Genomic DNA, 19,339 nt, shown 5'->3' on the forward strand with positions numbered 1-19,339 from the left:
ACGACTGGGTTGATAGGCCGGATCTGGAAGCCCAGTAATGGGTGGAGGTGACCGGTACTAATAGGCCGAGGGCTTGTCCATATTTGCTCGCGTCCACTGTGTTAGTTCTGAGGCAACGACCGTGTGTTTTCCGGTCTAACTTCATAGTGTTTCGGTGGTCATAGCGTGAGGGAAACGCCCGGTTACATTCCGAACCCGGAAGCTAAGCCTTACAGCGCCGATGGTACTGCAGGGGGGACCCTGTGGGAGAGTAGGACACCGCCGAACAATTCTTCAAAGGGTTGGATCCTGAACTTCGGTTCGGGGTCCAACCCTTTTTTGTTCTGCGTCACTTGAAGTTCACGTTCCGCAACCACCATCCGAGGCATGGGTACTGCTGCAATGCTCAGGGCCGCCGGCGTCGGAGTCGGTGACGAGGTCGTGGTGCCGGCCTTCGGGAACGTCGAGGTGGCCGAGGCCGTCGTACTGGCCGGTGCGCTCCCGGTGTTCGCCGACATAGATCCGGTGAGTTACTGCCTGGCCGCGGCTGCTGTCGAAGGGGCCGTGACTCCGCGGACCGCGGCCGTAGTTGTCGTACACCGGTTTGGGCGGCGGGCCGACATCTCGGCGCTGCATGCTCTCGGGCAGCGGCATGGGCTGCTCGTGCTGGAGCAGGGGGAGTCCGAGGCGCCGTACGACGAAGTCGCTCAGCGCAGGGAGCGGGCGGCCTACCTCGATGGGAAGTTGAAGGGGGTGCGCACGCCCGATGGTGGTGATGGGCACACCTATCAGCAGTACGTCGTGCGGGTGCCCGGGAACGGGCGACCCGATCGGGATGCCTTCGCTCGTGCCTTGCGGGGCAAGGGGGTTGAGTGCCGGGTGCCGGTGAAGACGCCTGTGCACCGGCTGCCCGAGTACCGGCGGTGCGTGTCGCTGCGGGAGACCGAACTGGCTGCGGACGAGACGCTGGCGCTGCCGGTCGATGCCGCGTTGACGAAGCGGGACATGCAGCGGATCGTGTCCGTGTGCAATGGGCTCGGCGGACTGCTGCAGACTGCCGTCTGATCGGTTTGGAAGCACGGGTCTGTTCGGGCTATGATCTATTCCGTTGCCGCAGGGAAACCTGAATAGGCGACAGGCCCCCTTAGCTCAGTCGGCAGAGCGTCTCCATGGTAAGGAGAAGGTCAACGGTTCGATTCCGTTAGGGGGCTCCAACTGAAAGGCCCCGCCCATTCGGGCGGGGCCTTTTTCGTGCCTGCTCTCAGTCCTTGTGGAGGCCCGGGACCCGCATGGCCAGGATCGCCATGTCGTCGGACGGGGCGTCGGACGCGAAGCGTTCCACGGCGCGCATGATGCGGGCGGCGACCGCGCCGGCGGTCAGGCCCGTGCAGGTCGTGAGGACGTCGGTGAGGCCGTCGTCGCCCAACATGCGGGCGCCCTCACGGCGTTCGGTGACACCGTCCGTGACGCACAGCAGGACGTCGCCCGGGTCCAGGGTGACCGTCTGCTCGTAGAGCTCGAGATCCTCGATGACGCCAAGGAGCGGCTGGGGCTCGGCGGCTGGTTCGACCGTGCCGTCCTGGCGGAGGCGGAGCGGGAGGGGGTGGCCGGCGCAGACCACCTTCAGTTCCGCGCTGCCGTCCTCCTGGGGGCGCATCTCGCCGTAGAGGAGGGTCAGGAAGCGGCTGCGGGCTCCCTCGTCGAGGATGGCGGAGTTCAGGCGCTCCAGGACCGCCGGGCCGCTCAAGCCCTCCCTGGCCAGCAGCCTCAGGGCGTGGCGGGCCAGGCCCGTCACCGCGGCCGCGTTGGGGCCCGTGCCGCAGACGTCGCCGATGGCGAAGCCGTAGGCGCCGTCGCTGATCGGGAAGACGTCGTAGAAGTCACCGCCGACCTCGTTGCCCTCGCCGGCCGCGCGGTAGATGACCTCGACCTCGACGCCGTCGATCTCGGGGAGCTCGGGGGGCAGGAGGCTGCGCTGGAGGGACTGGCTGATGGCGGTGCGCTCGGAATAGAGGCGGGCGTTGTCCAGGGCCAGGGCGGCACGGCGGGACAGGTCCTCGGCCAGTTCGAGGATCTCCTGGCGGAAGTGTTCGTCCGTGGGCTTGCCGAGGGTCAGCATGCCGATGACGCGGTTGCGGGCGACCAGGGGGAGGACGACCGTCTCGCCACCCACCGCGGACGCGGTGGCGAGGGTGGGGCCGATGCCTGCGCTGAGGCGGCCGATGGGCTCGCCCAGGCCCAGGCTGCGCATGGAGGTGCGCAGGGCGGCCTGGTGGGCCGCCTGGGCGGGGGCCGACCAGACGCGGGCGCCCGGGGTGGGTACCGGGTCGGGGGAGGGGATCTTCGACAGCAGGGACTTGATGCCGTCGATGAGCTCCTCGTCCTCGTGGAGGACGTACGAGAGGTAGGGCTCGGAGGCCTGGTCGGCGATCGTGTAGACCGCGCACCACGTGGCCAGTGTGGGGACCGTCATCTGGGCCATGAGGGCGAGGGTCTGGTCGCGGTCCAGGGTTCCCGCGAGGAGGTCGGAGGCCTCGACCAGGAAGCTCAGGGAGCCCCTGCGCAGGCGTTCCAGTTCGCCCAGGCGTGCCGACTCGACCGCCAACGCGATGCGGTCGGCGGCGAATTGGAGGCGCAGGGCCTCTTCGTTGGAATATCTGCCGGGGCCCTCGGCCGCGACGCCCAGGGAGCCGGTGAGGCGGCCCTCGACCTTCAGGGGGACCGTGACGACCGAGCGCATGCCGGTGCCGTTCAGGAGCGGGACGGCGCCGGGGACGGCCGTGAGGTCGTCGTGGACCGCCGGCATCCGGGCCGAGCCGTAGCGGCCGGGGCCGGCCTCGACGGGCACGCGCGCGAAGCGCTGGCGGGCGGAGGGGAGGCCGGTCGAGGCGCGGACCTCCAACTCCGTCTCGTCGTCGGTGGCGAGGAGCAGGAAGGCGGAGTCACCGTCGAGCATGTCGCGTGCGCGTTCGACCGTGCGCTGGAGGAGGCCGTCGAGGTCGTCCGGGGCGGGGGAGCCGATGAACACCTCGAAAGGGTCGGTGCTCTGGCCGTCGGAGGAGGACGAGGCGTCGGAGGACGGGATGCGCAACGGCGTCTGGAGGACGGCCCGTTCGTGGTCGCGGACGAGGAGGCAGACCGTGGAGGGTTCGCCGCCGGTGTCGCGGACGCGGAGGTGGGAGGCGTAGACCGGGGTCACGCGGCCGTTGGCGCCACGGATGCCGTAAGTGCCCTCCCAGCGCGAGAGTTGGAGGGCCTCCGCGATGCCGGTGCTGGTGCCCGGGGTGTGCGGCCAGGCCGCGAGGTCGGTGAGGGGCTTGCCGGTGACCTGTTCCGCGGGGTAGCCGAAGAGTTCCTCGGCGTCCTCGTTCCAGGCCGAGATGGCCGCCGTACGGTCGATCTGGACGACGGCGACGCGGACGCGGCCGTCGGCGAGGGGGAGGAGGTCCGCGGGGAGGGACGGGCCGGCTGTTCGCGTGCCCACCGGGCGTTCGGGGAGGTCGAGTTGGAACCAGACCTGCTTGTGCGTGGGGGTGTACTCGACGCCCCAGCGGCCGGCCAGGGCCGCGCACAGCTGGAGGCCGCGGCCGCCCTCGCGGTCGGGGCTGCCCATGGTGGCCAGGGAGCCCTGGAGCGGGACCTCGCGCTCGGGGTAGCGGTCGGCGACCTCGATCCGTACGCCGTCGTCGGTGCGCAGGCACAGGACGTCTGCGGTGGTGCCCGCGTGTACGACGGCGTTGGTCACCAGTTCGCTGGTGAGGACCACCGCGTCGTCGATGATGTCGGCGAAGCCCCAGCCCTGGAGCGTGTCGCGGACGAAGGAGCGGGCGCTCGCGACCGAGCGCCCGACGGGCTCGAAGTTGGCGGCCGCGCGCGCGGTGATCACAGAACTCCTCGACCGGTTGTCGACGTGCAGGGCTCCGTGGCCGACCGGCTCGTGCCGCTGGTGCGGCAGGCCGTCCGTCGGCCGACGGTCCGGGGAGTGTTCCCCAGGGATCAGTCCGGTGGTCATGTTGTGCGGCCGCCCCTCCGATGCCCGCTCGTTCTCGTGCCACCGCCCAGGCCGGACGGACCGGCGCGGCTGGACAGCCGCATGCAAGGTTACTTACCTTCCCCGTCCATGCGGATGCCGGTCACCAGTGTTTCCGTCCGGAGGGTGTGCGGACGATGTGCGAAGCTGCCGAACTGTTATGGCCTGGTTCAGCCAGGGTGAAACACTGGGCAAGCTTCTTGTGAAGGTCCGGGCAGACTGAGTGTGTTCCGCGTACGACGGGCAGCAGCCCGGGGTGCGGCCTGGTATATCCGGCAGAAATGCGCAGCTGTAACAGTGGCAGTAACTGGTACGTCCATCAGTAGTACCGGAGCACAGCAGTAACGGTCGATCCCTGCGGGAGGGACACAGTGGAGTCTGGCGCAGCGACGCGGGGCACGAAGACGCGCGCGAAGGGCGGACAGTCCCTGAACAACCAGCGCAAACCGCGCGGCGGTACCACCGCGGTGGACACGGCTGCCCTGAACCGACTGCTGGCGGCACTCGTCTCGATGCGGGATGGGAACTTCCGGAAGCGGCTCACGGTGTCGGGCGACGGCGTGTTGTCCGAGATTGCGGCTGTCTACAACGAAGTGGCCGACCGGAATCTGCATCTGACGGGCGAGCTGTCACGGGTGCGGCGGATGGTGGGCCGTGAGGGAAAGCTCACGGAACGGCTGGAAATCGGCGCCTGCGAGGGCTCCTGGCTGGCCGCCATCGACGCCTCCAACGCCCTGGTCGACGATCTCGTACGACCTGTCTCCGAGGTCGGACGGGTGCTCTCCGCGGTCGCGGAGGGCGATCTGTCCCCGCGTATGGAGTTGCGGACGCAGTCGCCGGACGGGTCCGGGCATCCGCTGCGGGGGGAGTTCCTCAAGGTCGGGCGGACCGTCAACAACCTGGTCGACCAGCTGTCGACGTTCACCGACGAGGTCACGCGCGTGGCCAGCGAGGTGGGCACCGAGGGCAAGCTGGGCGGACAGGCCAAGGTGCGCGGTATGTCGGGTTCCTGGAAGGACCTGACGGATTCCGTCAATACGATGGCGTACCGGCTGACGGCGCAGGTGCGGGACATCGCGCTCGTCACCACCGCGGTCGCCAAGGGTGATCTGTCCCGGAAGGTCACGGTTCACGTGGCCGGCGAGATGCTGGAACTGAAGAACACCGTCAACACGATGGTGGACCAGCTGTCGTCGTTCTCCTCCGAGGTGACCCGCGTCGCGCGCGAGGTGGGCGTCGAGGGTGAGCTGGGCGGCCAGGCGCAGGTGCCCGGTGTGGCGGGTGTGTGGAAGGACCTCACCGATTCGGTGAACCTGATGGCCGGCAATCTCACGGCCCAGGTGCGTGGGATCGCGGAGGTGACGACCGCGGTCGCCAGCGGTGATCTGTCACGGAAGGTGACCGTGTCGGCGCGGGGCGAGGTCGCTCAGCTCGCGGACACGATCAACCAGATGACCGAGACGCTGCGGACCTTCGCTGACGAGGTCACGCGCGTGGCCAACGAGGTCGGAGCCGAGGGGCGGCTCGGCGGGCAGGCGAACGTGCCGGGTGCGGCGGGGACGTGGAAGGACCTCACCGATTCGGTGAACACGGTCTTCCGGAACCTGACCATCCAGGTGCGGGACATCGCCGCCGTGACGACGGCCGTGGCCAGCGGTGACCTGTCGCAGAAGGTCACCGTTGACGTGGCCGGCGAGATGCTGGAGCTGAAGAACACCGTCAACGGGATGGTGGACCAGCTCTCCGCGTTCGGTGCCGAGGTCACGCGCGTGGCGCGCGAGGTCGGTGTCGAGGGTGAGCTGGGTGGTCAGGCGCAGGTGTCCGGGGCGGCCGGTACCTGGAAGGACCTCACCGACTCCGTCAACACGGCGTTCCGGAACCTCACCGGACAGGTGAGGAACATCGCACAGGTGACGACGGCCGTGGCCAACGGTGACCTGTCGCAGAAGGTCACCGTGGACGTCTCCGGTGAGATGCTCCAGCTGAAGAACACCGTGAACACGATGGTGGACCAGCTCTCCGCCTTCGCGGACCAGGTGACGCGGATGGCCCGGGACGTGGGCACCGAGGGCCGCCTGGGTGGTCAGGCCGTGGTGCCCGGGGTCTCGGGTACGTGGAAGGAGCTCACCGACTCCGTCAACTTCATGGGTGGCAACCTCACTTCGCAGGTGCGGCAGATCGCCCAGGTGACGACCGCGGTGGCCCGGGGCGACCTGTCCCAGAAGATCGACGTCGACGCGCGCGGCGAGATCCTGGAGCTCAAGAACACCATCAACACGATGGTGGACCAGCTCTCCGCCTTCGCGGACCAGGTGACCCGGGTGGCCCGCGAGGTGGGCACCGAGGGACGGCTGGGCGGGCAGGCGCAGGTGCCCGGCGTCGCCGGTGTGTGGCGGGACCTGACCGACTCCGTGAACGGCATGGCGTCCAACCTCACCGGCCAGGTGCGGAACATCGCCCAGGTGGCCACCGCGGTGGCCCGGGGCGACCTGTCCCAGAAGATCACCGTGGACGCGCGCGGCGAGATCCTGGAGCTGAAGAACACCCTGAACACGATGGTGGACCAGCTGTCGTCGTTCGCCGAGGAGGTCACGCGAGTGGCCCGTGAGGTGGGCACCGAGGGCATCCTCGGCGGCCAGGCCGAGGTGCAGGGGGTCTCGGGCACCTGGAAGGACCTCACGCAGTCCGTGAACTTCATGGCGAACAACCTGACCATCCAGGTGCGCAACATCGCCGAGGTCACGACCGCGGTCGCCAAGGGCGATCTGTCGAAGAAGATCACCGTCGACGCGAAGGGCGAGATCCTCGAACTCGTCACGACGGTCAACACGATGGTCGACCAGCTGTCGTCGTTCGCCGAGCAGGTGACCCGGGTGGCCCGCGAGGTGGGTACCGAGGGCATCCTGGGCGGCCAGGCGCACGCGTCGGGGGTCACGGGCATCTGGAAGGACCTCACCGACAACGTCAACCTGATGGCCAACAACCTGACCGTGCAGGTGCGGAACATCTCCCAGGTCGCGGCGGCGGTCGCCAACGGCGACCTGACGCGGACGGTGACGATCGAGGCGCGTGGCGAGGTCGCGCAGCTCGCCGACACCTTCAACACCATGGTGAAGACGCTGAGTTCGTTCGCCGACCAGGTCACCAAGGTGGCCCGTGAGGTGGGCACGGACGGCATCCTCGGCGGACAGGCGCGCGTGCCCGGTGTGGCGGGTACGTGGAAGGACCTCACCGAGTCCGTGAACCAGATGGCGTCCAACCTGACCGGTCAGGTGCGGAACATCGCCATGGTGACCACGGCCATCGCCAAGGGTGACCTCACGAAGAAGATCGACATCGACGCGCGCGGTGAGATCCTCGAACTCAAGACCACGATCAACACGATGGTCGACCAGCTGTCGTCCTTCGCCGAGGAGGTCACCCGAGTCGCCCGCGAGGTGGGCACGGAGGGACAGCTCGGCGGCCAGGCACGCGTGCGTGACGTCGACGGCACCTGGCGCGACCTCACCGAGTCCGTGAACGAGATGGCCGGGAACCTGACCCGGCAGGTGCGTGCCATCGCGCGCGTGGCGACCGCGGTGACCCGCGGCGACCTGAACCTGAAGATCGACGTGGACGCGTCCGGGGAGATCCAGGAACTCCAGGACTACATCAACAAGATGATCGCCAACCTGCGCGACACCACGATCGCCAACAAGGAGCAGGACTGGCTCAAGGGCAACCTCGCCCGGATCTCCGCGCTCATGCAGGGCCGCCGCGATCTCGCGGACGTGGCCTCGCTGATCATGAGCGAGCTCACGCCGGTGGTGTCCGCGCAGCACGGCGCGTTCTTCCTGGCGATGCCGCACCTCGACGGCAAGGACGCGGGCGCCGCCGACGAGGACTCGTACGAGCTGCGCATGCTCGGGTCGTACGGCTACTCGATGGGCTCCATGCCGACGTCGTTCCGGCCGGGGGAGGCGCTGATCGGGACGGCTGCCCAGGAGAAGCGGACGATCCTGGTGGAGAACGCGCCGAGCGGCTACCTGAAGATCTCCTCGGGGCTCGGGGAGGCGCCGCCGGCGCAGGTGATCGTGCTTCCGGTGCTGTTCGAGGGGAAGGTGCTCGGTGTCATCGAGCTGGCCTCCTTCACCCCCTTCACCCATATCCAGAAGGACTTCCTCAACCAGATCGCCGAGATGATCGCGACCAGCGTCAACACCATCTCGGTGAACACCAAGACCGAGCAGCTGCTGAAGCAGTCGCAGGAGCTGACCGAGCAACTCCAGGAGCGGTCGGCGGAGTTGGAGAACCGGCAGAAGGCGCTCCAGGCGTCCAACGCCGAACTGGAGGAGAAGGCCGAGCTGCTGGCCCAGCAGAACCGCGACATCGAGGTGAAGAACACCGAGATCGAGGAGGCGCGGCAGGTCCTGGAGGAGCGTGCCGAGCAACTCGCGGTGTCGATGCGCTACAAGAGCGAGTTCCTCGCCAACATGTCGCACGAGCTGCGTACGCCGCTCAACTCGCTGCTGATCCTGGCCAAGCTGCTCGCCGACAACGCGGACGCCAACCTCTCGCCGAAGCAGGTGGAGTTCGCCGAGACGATCCACGGGGCCGGTTCCGACCTGCTCCAGCTGATCAACGACATCCTCGACCTGTCGAAGGTCGAGGCGGGCAAGATGGACGTCTCCCCGACGCGTATCGCGCTCGTGCAGCTCGTGGACTACGTGGAGGCCACCTTCCGGCCGCTGACCGCGGAGAAGGGCCTGGATCTGTCCGTACGGGTCTCCCCGGAGCTGCCCGCCACGCTGCACACCGACGAACAGCGCCTCCTTCAGGTGCTGCGCAATCTGCTGTCCAACGCGGTGAAGTTCACCGACTCCGGATCGGTGGAGCTCGTCATCCGGCCCGCCGGTGCGGACGTGCCGATGCAGATCCGTGAGCAGCTGCTCGAGACCGGTTCGCTGCGGGATCCGGACGCCGATCTGATCGCGTTCTCCGTGACGGACACCGGCATCGGGATCGCGGCCAGCAAGATGCGGGTGATCTTCGAGGCGTTCAAGCAGGCCGACGGCACGACGAGCCGCAAGTACGGCGGTACGGGTCTCGGGCTCTCCATCTCGCGGGAGATCGCACAGCTGCTCGGTGGTGAGATCTACGCCCAAAGCGAGCCGGGGCGCGGTTCGACGTTCACGCTGTATTTGCCGCTGCACCCCAGCGAACTGCCCCCGCAGGGCTATCAGCAGACGGTCGCGGCCCTGGAGGTCGGGGAACTGCTCGCCTCCGAGAACGGCCGGGCCGACGTGGAGATCGAGACGCCGGCCGAGGTGAAGTCGTACCAGGAGACGCAGAACGGTGCCGCCGCGCTCTTCAGGCGCCGTCGCAGGATCCTCCCCGAGGCCGAACAGCGCCTCCAGCTGGACCAGTGGTCGGCGGCAGACCAGAGCCCGGCGCCGGAGGTGCGGCGCGGCATCCGGTTCGGCGGTGAGAAGGTGCTGATCGTCGACGACGACATCCGCAACGTCTTCGCGCTCACCAGCGTCCTGGAGCAGCACGGCCTGTCGGTGCTGTACGCCGAGAACGGCCGCGAGGGCATCGAGGTCCTGGAACAGCACGACGATGTCACGGTCGTCCTGATGGACATCATGATGCCGGAGATGGACGGATACGCGACGACCAATGCGATCCGCAGGATGCCGCAGTTCGCGGGCCTGCCGATCATCGCGCTGACCGCCAAGGCGATGAAGGGCGACCGGGAGAAGGCGATCGAGTCGGGCGCCTCCGACTACGTCACCAAGCCGGTCGACCCCGATCATCTGCTGTCGGTGATGGATCAGTGGATGCGGGAGTCGTGACGGGAACGGTCGGACTTCGCGTGGATGCTGCGAGAACCCTCGTTGTTCACGCGGAGTTGCTGACTCACTGTGCTCGAAGCCGTGTAGAAGTACGGGATTCGGGGAACCTTCTGGTCTCCCGCCACGTTTCTGCTACGTGCACAGTGACATCGCGGTGACAGGGTGTGGCGACGGGCGGGGTGCGGCTACCATGACCGGCACGAGGACGGGCGGCGCAAGGGAGTCGTCCCCCGGGGCGGCACCTGCCGGTGTCACCACGAGTCCTGAGGACAGGGGAGGCCCCACGCCGGGGCGAGGAGGGCGGGCCATGGTGCAGAAGGCCAAGATCCTCCTGGTCGATGACCGGCCGGAGAATCTGCTGGCGCTGGAGGCCATCCTCTCCGCGCTCGATCAGACACTGGTGCGGGCATCGTCCGGGGAGGAAGCGCTCAAGGCGCTGCTCACCGACGACTTCGCGGTGATTCTGCTGGATGTGCAGATGCCGGGCATGGACGGGTTCGAGACCGCCGCGCACATCAAGCGGCGCGAGCGCACACGGGACATCCCGATCATCTTCCTCACCGCGATCAACCACGGTCCGCATCACACCTTCCGGGGGTATGCGGCGGGCGCGGTCGACTACATCTCCAAGCCCTTCGACCCGTGGGTACTGCGCGCGAAGGTCTCCGTGTTCGTCGAGCTGTACATGAAGAACTGCCAGCTGAGGGAGCAGGCGGCGCTGCTGCGGCTCCAGTTGGAGGGCGGCGCCGGCGGCAAGGCCCCGGCCGGTGAGACGAAGGAGCCGGCGGGACTGCTGGCCGAGCTCTCGGCGCGGCTCGCCGCGGTCGAGGAGCAGGCCGAGGCCCTGTCCAAGCAGCTCGACGACGAGTCGGCGGACGCGGCGGCCGTGGCCACCGCGGCTCATCTCGAACGCAAACTCACCGGCCTGCGGCGGGCGCTGGACGCCCTCGAGCCGGGAGCCGGCAGCACCCAGTCGGTGCCCTCGCAGAACTGACCCTCACCCGTGGCCCAGTTGCGGGTGAGCGCGTGTCAGTTCCGCGCCCCCGCAAGGGCGACACGAACGGGTGAAGCACCGGCCACACGTGTCCGTTGTCGTCTCCCCCGGTAACCTCACACCCATGGCCTCACGTCCCTCCGCTGCCAAGAAGCAGCCCGCGAAGAAGGCGGCGGCTCCGGCGAAGAAGGCCGTCGCGAAGAAGGCCCCGGCGAAGAAGGCGCCCGCCAGGAAAGCCGCGGCCAAGAAGACCGCGCCGCCTCCCAAACCGGCGCCGAACCCGACCGGCGGCATCTACAAGCTCGTACGCGCCGTCTGGCTGGGCCTGGCGCACGCCGTGGGCGCGGTGTTCCGCGGCATAGGGAACGGCGCGAAGAACCTGGACCCGGCGCACCGCAAGGACGGCGTCGCGCTGCTGCTCCTCGGTCTGGCGCTGATCGTCGCGGCCGGCACCTGGTCGAACCTGCGCGGCCCCGTCGGCGACCTGGTCGAGATCATCGTCACCGGCGCCTTCGGCCGCCTCGACCTGCTGGTGCCGATACTGCTCGCGGCCATCGGCGTGCGGTTCATCCGGCACCCGGAGAAGCCCGAGGCCAATGGCCGGATCGTGATCGGCCTGTCGGCGCTCGTCGTCGGCGTGCTCGGCCAGGTCCACATCGCGTGCGGCGCGCCCGCCCGCAGCGACGGCATGCAGGCCATAAGGGACGCGGGCGGCCTCATCGGATGGGGCGCGGCGACTCCGCTGACGTACACCATGGGCGAGGTTCTCGCCGTACCGCTGCTGGTGCTGCTCACGGTCTTCGGGCTGCTGGTCGTCACCGCCACACCGGTCAACGCCATCCCGCGCAGGCTGCGGGAGCTCGGCGTACGGCTCGGTGTCGTGCACGATCCGGCGGAGGACGAGCTCGACGAGTTCTCCGACGACGAGCGCTACGACGAGCAGTGGCGCGAGGCGCTGCCCGCGCGCGGTCGCAGGCGGGCTCCGGCGCCCGAGGCGTACGACCCCGATGGCGCCGAGCAGGAGGCCCTCACACGGCGTCGTGGCCGACCCCGGCGCTCCGCTGTGCCGCAGCCCGACATGGACCGGCCCATGGACGCCGTGGACGTCGCCGCAGCTGCCGCTGCCGCGCTCGACGGTGCCGTGCTGCACGGGATGCCGCCGTCGCCGATCGTCGCCGACCTCACCCAGGGCGTGAGCGCCGGGGACCGCGAGGACACGACGCCGACCCCGACACCGGTGCCGAAGGCCGTACCGGCGCCGGCCGCACGTCCCAAGCAGGAGAAGCTGAAGGTCGAGGTCGCGGACCTCACGAAGCCCGCTCCCGAGGCCCCGGGCGAGCTGCCGCCGCGTGCCGAGCAGCTTCAGCTGTCCGGCGACATCACCTACTCGCTGCCCTCGCTCGACCTCCTGGAGCGCGGCGGTCCCGGCAAGGCGCGCAGCGCGGCCAACGACGCCGTCGTCGCCTCGCTGACCAACGTCTTTCGGGAGTTCAAGGTCGACGCGGCCGTCACCGGCTTCACGCGCGGGCCGACGGTCACGCGGTACGAGGTCGAGCTCGGCCCCGCCGTGAAGGTCGAGCGGATCACCGCGCTGGCGAAGAACATCGCGTACGCCGTCGCCAGTCCGGACGTGCGGATCATCAGCCCGATCCCCGGCAAGTCCGCGGTCGGCATCGAGATCCCGAACACGGACCGCGAGATGGTCAACCTCGGTGACGTGCTGCGGCTCGCGGCGGCGGCCGAGGACGAGCACCCGATGCTGGTCGCGCTCGGCAAGGACGTCGAGGGCGGCTATGTGATGGCGAACCTCGCGAAGATGCCGCACGTCCTCGTCGCCGGAGCCACCGGTTCCGGTAAGTCGTCGTGCATTAACTGCTTGATCACGTCAATCATGGTCCGTGCGACTCCCGAGGACGTCCGCATGGTCCTGGTCGACCCCAAGCGGGTCGAGCTGACCGCCTACGAGGGCATCCCGCACCTGATCACGCCGATCATCACCAACCCCAAGCGCGCCGCCGAGGCGCTCCAGTGGGTCGTACGGGAGATGGACCTCCGTTACGACGACCTGGCGGCGTTCGGGTACCGGCACATCGACGACTTCAACGAGGCCGTCCGCGAGGGCAAGCTCAAGACGCCGGAGGGCAGCGAGCGGGAGCTCAAGGCCTACCCGTATCTGCTGGTGATCGTCGACGAGCTCGCCGACCTGATGATGGTGGCGCCGCGGGACGTCGAGGACTCGATCGTGCGCATCACGCAGCTCGCGCGCGCGGCCGGCATCCACCTGGTGCTCGCCACGCAGCGGCCCTCGGTCGACGTGGTCACCGGTCTGATCAAGGCGAACGTGCCCTCGCGGCTCGCCTTCGCCACCTCCTCGCTCGCGGACTCGCGGGTCATCCTCGACCAGCCCGGCGCCGAGAAGCTGATCGGCAAGGGCGACGGGCTGTATCTGCCGATGGGGCAGAACAAGCCCACCCGTATGCAGGGCGCCTTCGTGACCGAGGACGAGGTCGCGGCGGTCGTCCAGCACTGCAAGGACCAGATGGCGCCCGTCTTCCGGGACGACGTCGTCGTGGGCACCAAGCAGAAGAAGGAGATCGACGAGGAGATCGGCGACGACCTCGACCTGTTGTGCCAGGCGGCCGAGCTGGTCGTCTCCACGCAGTTCGGATCGACGTCGATGCTCCAGCGCAAGCTGCGGGTCGGGTTCGCCAAGGCGGGGCGCCTGATGGACCTGATGGAGTCTCGGAACATCGTCGGACCGAGCGAGGGGTCCAAGGCTCGTGACGTTCTTGTGAAGGCTGACGAGCTGGACGGAGTGCTCGCGGTGATCCGCGGGGAGGCTTAAAGGCAGGGTGTTCGATCGTGACTCACCCGTAAGGGATCATTGAGCAACCGTTTCCCTTCGGCGTACGTCAAGTTGAGGGAAGCGAAAAGCTCCCGCTCCACCATCGGCGTGTCCGGCCATACCGATGGCGTACAAAGTCCTACCGCCCGGTTGCCCCACCCTTTCGCACCCCCCCTAGACTGAACCTCCAGCACAGGTGGCTTAAACGCTCGAAAGGCGCCCCCGTGTCCATCGGCAACTCCCCTGAAGACGAGCGTCCGTTCGAAGACGACCGCGAGGAAGCCCGTATCTCCGTCGGCCGTGCCCTCCAGCAGGCACGGATCGCGGCCGGGCTGACCGTCGACGACGTCAGCAACGCCACCCGGGTCCGTATCGCCATCGTGCATGCCATCGAGGCCGACGACTTCGCCCCCTGCGGCGGGGACGTCTACGCCCGTGGGCACATCCGGACCCTGGCCAAGGCCGTCCACCTCGATCCGGCCCCGCTCCTGGACCAGTACGCCGCCGATCACGGCGGAGGGCGTCCGGCGCCCACCCCGGCGGCCCCGCTGTTCGAGGCGGAACGCATCCGTCCCGAGCGACGGGGGCCCAACTGGACCGCGGCCATGGTCGCCGCGATCGTCGCCGTGATCGGCTTCGTCGGGTTCACCGCCTTCAAGGGCGACGACGAGGGTGGGAAGACGCAGGTCGCCGAGGGTGCCACGCCCTCGACGAGCAAGTCCTCCTCGCCCACGCCCAAGAGCGAGAAGCCCGAATCGCCCAAGCCGGCCCCGTCCGACAGCGCCATCGCGGCCGCGCCCCAGGACAAGGTCACCGTCCAGGTCAGCGCCGCCGACGGCAAGAGCTGGATCTCCGTCAAGGACCACAACGGCCGCAATCTCTTCGACGGCCTGCTCAAGCAGGGCGATTCCAAGACCTTCCAGGACAGCGAGAAGATCAACCTCGTCCTCGGCGACGCCGGGGCCATCCAGCTGTACGTCAACGGCAAGAAGATCGACGACGACTGGCAGCCGGGAGCGGTGGAGCGGCTGACCTACACCAAGGGCGACCCGACGGTCGGTTGAGCCGGGTGATCCGAGGCCGGTGAAGGCCGGTCAGGCGCCGCAGTAAGCGGGTACGGGGTTGGCGGAGCAAGATCGCCAACCCCGTCGACGTGGGCTGTCAGTGGAACGAAGTAGTCTTGAGCCCATGCCTGAACGCCGTACCGTCGCACTCGTCACTCTTGGCTGCGCCCGTAACGAGGTGGACTCGGAGGAGCTCGCAGGCCGCTTGGAGGCGGACGGCTGGGACCTCGTGGAGGACGCCGCGGACGCGGACGTCGCCGTCGTCAACACGTGCGGCTTCGTCGACGCCGCCAAGAAGGACTCCGTCGACGCCCTCCTGGAGGCCAACGATCTCAAGGGGCACGGCAGAACCCAGGCCGTCGTGGCGGTGGGCTGCATGGCCGAGCGGTACGGCAAGGACCTTGCCGAGGCCCTCCCCGAGGCGGACGGCGTGCTCGGCTTCGACGACTACGCCGACATCTCCGACCGACTCCAGACCATCCTGAGCGGTGGCGTCCACGCCGCCCACACCCCGCGCGACCGGCGCAAGCTGCTGCCGATCAGCCCGGCCGACCGGCAGTCGGTGTCGGATGTGGCGCTGCCGGGGCACGGTGCCCCGACGGACCTGCCCGAAGGCGTGGCTCCGGTCTCCGGCCCCCGTGCGCCCCTGCGCCGCCGTCTGGACGGTGCCCCGGTCGCCTCGGTGAAGCTCGCCTCCGGCTGCGACCGGCGCTGCTCCTTCTGCGCCATCCCGTCCTTCCGCGGCTCCTTCATCTCGCGCCGCCCGAGCGACGTGCTGAACGAGACGCGGTGGCTGGCCGAGCAGGGCGTCAAGGAGATCATGCTGGTCTCCGAGAACAACACCTCGTACGGCAAGGACCTGGGCGACATCCGCCTCCTGGAGTCCCTGCTGCCCGAGCTCGCCGAGGTCGACGGCCTGGAGCGGGTGCGGGTCAGCTACCTCCAGCCGGCCGAGATGCGGCCCGGCCTCATCGACGTGCTGACCTCGACGCCCAAGGTCGTGCCCTACTTCGACCTGTCGTTCCAGCACTCCGCCCCTGGTGTGCTGCGCGCGATGCGCCGCTTCGGCGACACCGACCGGTTCCTGGAGCTGCTCGACACCATCCGCGGCAAGGCCCCGCAGGCCGGTGTGCGCTCCAACTTCATCGTGGGCTTCCCCGGCGAGACCGCGGACGACCTGGCGGAGCTGGAGCGGTTCCTGAACGGCGCGCGGCTGGACGCCATCGGCGTTTTCGGCTACTCCGACGAGGAGGGCACGGAGGCGGCCACGTACGAGAACAAGCTCGATGAGGACGTCGTCACCGAGCGTCTCGCGCGGGTCTCCCGGCTGGCCGAGGAGCTGGTCTCGCAACGGGCCGAGGAGCGCGTGGGCGAGACCGTGCACGTGCTGGTGGAGTCCGTGGACGAGGAGGGCGTGTACGGGCGCGGTGAGCACCAGGCGCCGGAGACGGACGGCCAGGTGCTGCTCACGAGCGGCGAAGGCCTGAGCGTCGGTCGTATCGTCGAGGCGAAGGTGGTCGGCACCGAGGGTGTCGACCTGGTCGCCGAGCCGCTGACGGGCTCGCTCGCGTGTAGTGAGGAGGCGGGCAGATGACCGGAGTACCGGCATCCGCCGCGGGTGGCCCCTCCCAGGCGGGTGCGTCCGGCGCGGCGGGTGCGTCAGGCGCCGAATCCGGTGCCAAGTCCGCGCGGAGCGGCAAGATCGTGGCCGCGGCCGTCAACGAGGCCAGCCTCTGGAACATCGCGAACATCCTGACGATGGTGCGGCTGCTGCTCGTCCCGGGCTTCGTCGCGCTGATGCTGGCCGACGGCGGGTACGACCCGGCCTGGCGCGCGTTCGCCTGGGCGGCCTTCGCCGTCGCGATGATCACCGACCTCTTCGACGGTCATCTGGCGCGCACCTACAACCTCGTCACCGACTTCGGGAAGATCGCCGACCCCATCGCCGACAAGGCGATCATGGGGGCGGCGCTCATCTGTCTGTCCGCGCTGGGCGATCTGCCGTGGTGGGTGACCGGCGTCATCCTCGGCAGGGAACTCGGGATCACGCTGCTGCGTTTCATCGTCATCCGGTACGGCGTCATCCCGGCGAGCCGGGGCGGCAAGCTGAAGACCCTCACGCAGGGCATCGCGGTCGGGATGTACATCCTGGCGCTGACGGGGTGGCTGGCCACCGCGAGGTTCTGGGTGATGGCTGTGGCGGTCGCGCTGACCGTGGCGACCGGCCTGGACTATGTGAGACAGGCCATTGTGCTGCGCAGGCAGGGAATCGCCGAGCGCGAGGCGGCGTTGGAGGAGACGGAAGCGTGAATTCCCCGGCCACCGAAGTGGTGCGACTACTCACGGTGAGGGCGGAGACGCTCGCCGTCGCCGAGTCGCTCACCGGTGGGTTGGTTGCGGCGGAAATCACAGCGGCCCCAGGGGCGTCCAAGGCGTTCCGGGGCTCCGTGACCGCCTACGCCACCGAGCTCAAGCACCAGCTGCTCGGTGTCGATGCCACCCTGCTGGCCGAGCGTGGCGCGGTGGATCCGCAGGTCGCGGCCCAGATGGCGGCCGGAGTGCGCAAGGCGCTCGGTGCCGCCTGGGGGATCGCGACCACGGGTGTCGCCGGGCCGGAGGAACAGGACGGGAAGCCCGTCGGCACGGTCTATGTGGCCGTCGCCGGCCCCACCTCGGAGCTGTCGGATGGCGGGAAAGTGTCGTCGCTGCGGTTGAACGGCGACCGGGCGGAAATTCGTATGGAGAGTGTACGGAGCGTACTCGCACTGCTCCTTCAGGAGCTTGCGGGCGAACAGACCGGAAATGAGCGGGCACAGGATACGGAACGGAACGGGGGGTTTTGATGTTTGCAGCCCTGAGTGAACACGACATCGCTCCCCGCACGGCCGCGGCGCAAGGCGGTACGGTGGGGCGTGAAGGATGCGGCTACGCGGTCCGAGGAGGGAGCCACCGATGATTCTGCTCCGTCGCCTGCTGGGTGACGTGCTGCGTCGGCAGCGCCAGCGCCAGGGCCGTACTCTGCGCGAAGTCTCCTCGTCCGCCCGAGTCTCACTCGGCTATCTCTCCGAGGTGGAGCGGGGGCAGAAGGAGGCATCTTCCGAGCTGCTCTCCGCCATCTGCGACGCGCTGGACGTACGGATGTCCGAACTGATGCGGGAAGTGAGCGACGAGCTCGCCCTCGCCGAGCTGGCCCAGTCCGCTGCGGCCACCCCCAGCGAGCCCGTGCCCACGCCGGTACGTCCGATGCTGGGTTCCGTGTCGGTGGCCGGTGTGCCACCGGAACGGGTCACCATCAAGGCGCCCGCCGAAGCGGTGGACGTCGTCGCCGCTTGAGCGTCGAAGGCGTTTGCGCTTGAGACGGGCTCGAACCTGAGCTGACGATGCGCTGAGAAGCGCGGGAGGCCCTGGCCGGGTCTCTCCGGATCATTCGGAGAGGCGTTGGTCGGGGCTTTCGTGCATCGTGGAGTGACATGTCCCGGGGGCACCGGTGCAGGATGTGCGGACGGTGCCTCTCTGCGCTGTCGGTGCGCCCGTGCCACGGGTGACACAGGTGGCCTAGCTTCGGGCTGTCGGGGCTCTTCGGGCTGGAGGTCGGTTCATGGCGCGACCGATAGTGCGCTGGGGGGCGGCGCTCGGACTGGGGGCGCTGTGGTGGTGGGCCGTGCTGCGGCTGGCGTTCGTTCCCGGGGCGGGGGTGCTGGAGGGGGCGGTCGCCGCGGGTGGCTGGGGGCTGAGTCTGCTGCCGGTGCACTGCGTGCCGAGGGCGCGGGCGGCCGGAGCTCTCGCCGCGGGGCGGTGGCGGGCGGCCTGGCGGGTCACCACGGCATCGCCACCCCGCCGTTCGGACGCAGGATCTGGCCCGTCGTGAAGGACGAGGCGTCGGAGGCGAGGTACAGCACCGTGTGGGCGACGTCCTCGGCCTCGCCGACCCGGCCCAGCGGCGACATCCGGGCCATCAGAGCTTCGGTCCGCTCCTGGGCCTCGCCGTGCCGCTCGGTCATGGGGGTGCGGATCCAGCCCGGAGCGACCGCGTTGACGCGGATGCCGTGCCGGCCGACCTCGGTCGCCAGGGTCTTCGTCAGCTGGACGACGGCCGCCTTGGCCGCGCCGTAGCAGAGCAGGCCGGGGCCGCCGGTGTCCACGGCGCCGGAGGCCATGGTGACGATGCTGCCCCTGGTCTCCCGGGCCAGCATCAGCCGGGCCGCCTCCTGGCAGGCGTAGAGCACGCCCTTGAAGTTGACGCTCAGGACCCGGTCAAGGTCCTCGTCCCGCGTCTCCAGGACCGGGCTGCTGTGCATGATCCCGGCGATCGCCGCCAGCACGTCCAGGCGCTCGCAGGAGGCGATCGCCTGCCGGAGCTGCTCGCGGTCGGTGACATCGAGGTGGTGGGTGCGGGCGGCGCCGCCCGCGTCCTTGATGAGGGTCGCCGTCTCGTGCAGGCCCTGTGGGTCCCGGTCCGCGCAGTGCACGGTGGCACCGGCTTCGGCGAGCAGGACCGCCGAGGCCCGGCCGATGCCGCCGGCGGCGCCGGTGACGAATGCGGTGCGTCCGCTCAGGTCGTACGCGCTGACGGTCATGGGGGGGGACGGTACG

General features: G+C 69.2%; 12 protein-coding genes, 1 tRNA gene and 2 rRNA genes. 13 read left to right on the forward strand and 2 right to left on the reverse strand.

From position 1 onward, the window contains the following. The 4 genes from ABKA17_RS10250 to ABKA17_RS10265 all read left to right on the forward strand — a co-directional run. Positions 1-81 (forward strand): 23S ribosomal RNA (locus tag ABKA17_RS10250); the annotation flags it as partial. A 69-nt stretch (positions 82-150) separates the two neighbouring features. After that, positions 151-267: ribosomal RNA gene (rrf, locus tag ABKA17_RS10255) — 5S ribosomal RNA — on the forward strand. A gap of 114 nt (positions 268-381) precedes the next feature. After that, positions 382-1,044, forward strand: coding sequence for a DegT/DnrJ/EryC1/StrS family aminotransferase (locus ABKA17_RS10260; RefSeq protein WP_353692314.1), 663 nt, complete (start codon positions 382-384; stop codon positions 1,042-1,044). A 73-nt stretch (positions 1,045-1,117) separates the two neighbouring features. Further along, a tRNA-Thr gene (locus ABKA17_RS10265) sits at positions 1,118-1,193 on the forward strand. A gap of 47 nt (positions 1,194-1,240) precedes the next feature. Here the strand turns inward: ABKA17_RS10265 and ABKA17_RS10270 are convergent. Beyond that, positions 1,241-3,991, reverse strand: a complete 2,751-nt coding sequence (locus ABKA17_RS10270; protein ID WP_353691633.1) for a SpoIIE family protein phosphatase — start codon at positions 3,989-3,991, stop codon at positions 1,241-1,243. 389 nt (positions 3,992-4,380) lie between these two features. On the opposite strand from ABKA17_RS10270, the gene ABKA17_RS10275 reads away from it, so the two are divergent. The 9 genes from ABKA17_RS10275 (at position 4,381) to ABKA17_RS10315 (ending at position 18,614) form a co-directional block, all read left to right on the forward strand. Continuing rightward, complete coding sequence (locus ABKA17_RS10275; RefSeq protein ID WP_353691634.1) at positions 4,381-9,843, forward strand: HAMP domain-containing protein; 5,463 nt, start codon at positions 4,381-4,383, stop codon at positions 9,841-9,843. A 307-nt stretch (positions 9,844-10,150) separates the two neighbouring features. Beyond that, positions 10,151-10,837, forward strand: a complete 687-nt coding sequence (locus ABKA17_RS10280) for a response regulator (protein ID WP_353691635.1) — start codon at positions 10,151-10,153, stop codon at positions 10,835-10,837. A gap of 124 nt (positions 10,838-10,961) precedes the next feature. Further along, positions 10,962-13,682: a DNA translocase FtsK gene (locus tag ABKA17_RS10285; RefSeq protein WP_353691636.1), complete on the forward strand. Its 2,721-nt coding sequence runs from the start codon at positions 10,962-10,964 to the stop codon at positions 13,680-13,682. 224 nt (positions 13,683-13,906) lie between these two features. Beyond that, on the forward strand, positions 13,907-14,746 hold the full coding sequence (locus tag ABKA17_RS10290) for a helix-turn-helix domain-containing protein (protein WP_353691637.1): 840 nt from the start codon (positions 13,907-13,909) through the stop codon (positions 14,744-14,746). Positions 14,747-14,870: 124 nt separating this feature from the next. Next, entirely contained in the window at positions 14,871-16,340 is a 1,470-nt protein-coding gene (gene rimO, locus ABKA17_RS10295; RefSeq protein ID WP_353691638.1) for a 30S ribosomal protein S12 methylthiotransferase RimO, read from the forward strand. Further along, entirely contained in the window at positions 16,337-17,056 is a 720-nt protein-coding gene (gene pgsA, locus ABKA17_RS10300; RefSeq protein WP_353691639.1) for a CDP-diacylglycerol--glycerol-3-phosphate 3-phosphatidyltransferase, read from the forward strand. The genes rimO and pgsA overlap by 4 nt, the downstream gene beginning before the upstream one ends. Next, positions 17,053-17,589 carry a CinA family protein gene (locus ABKA17_RS10305; protein WP_353691640.1) on the forward strand — a complete coding sequence of 179 codons (537 nt, stop codon included), beginning with the start codon at positions 17,053-17,055 and terminating at the stop codon, positions 17,587-17,589. Before pgsA ends, ABKA17_RS10305 begins: the two co-directional genes overlap by 4 nt. 109 nt (positions 17,590-17,698) lie before the next feature. Beyond that, positions 17,699-18,079 carry a helix-turn-helix domain-containing protein gene (locus ABKA17_RS10310; protein ID WP_030044087.1) on the forward strand — a complete coding sequence of 127 codons (381 nt, stop codon included), beginning with the start codon at positions 17,699-17,701 and terminating at the stop codon, positions 18,077-18,079. Between the two features lie 265 nt (positions 18,080-18,344). Next, complete coding sequence (locus ABKA17_RS10315) at positions 18,345-18,614, forward strand: hypothetical protein (protein ID WP_353691641.1); 270 nt, start codon at positions 18,345-18,347, stop codon at positions 18,612-18,614. On the opposite strand, the gene ABKA17_RS10320 is transcribed toward ABKA17_RS10315, so the two are convergent. After that, positions 18,562-19,323 carry an SDR family NAD(P)-dependent oxidoreductase gene (locus ABKA17_RS10320; RefSeq protein WP_353691642.1) on the reverse strand — a complete coding sequence of 254 codons (762 nt, stop codon included), beginning with the start codon at positions 19,321-19,323 and terminating at the stop codon, positions 18,562-18,564. The two genes, ABKA17_RS10315 and ABKA17_RS10320, sit on opposite strands and share 53 nt — an antisense overlap. Between the last annotated feature and the right edge of the window lie 16 nt (positions 19,324-19,339).

The organism is Streptomyces sp. RG80 (genome assembly GCF_040446465.1).
In the GTDB taxonomy this organism is placed as follows: domain Bacteria; phylum Actinomycetota; class Actinomycetes; order Streptomycetales; family Streptomycetaceae; genus Streptomyces.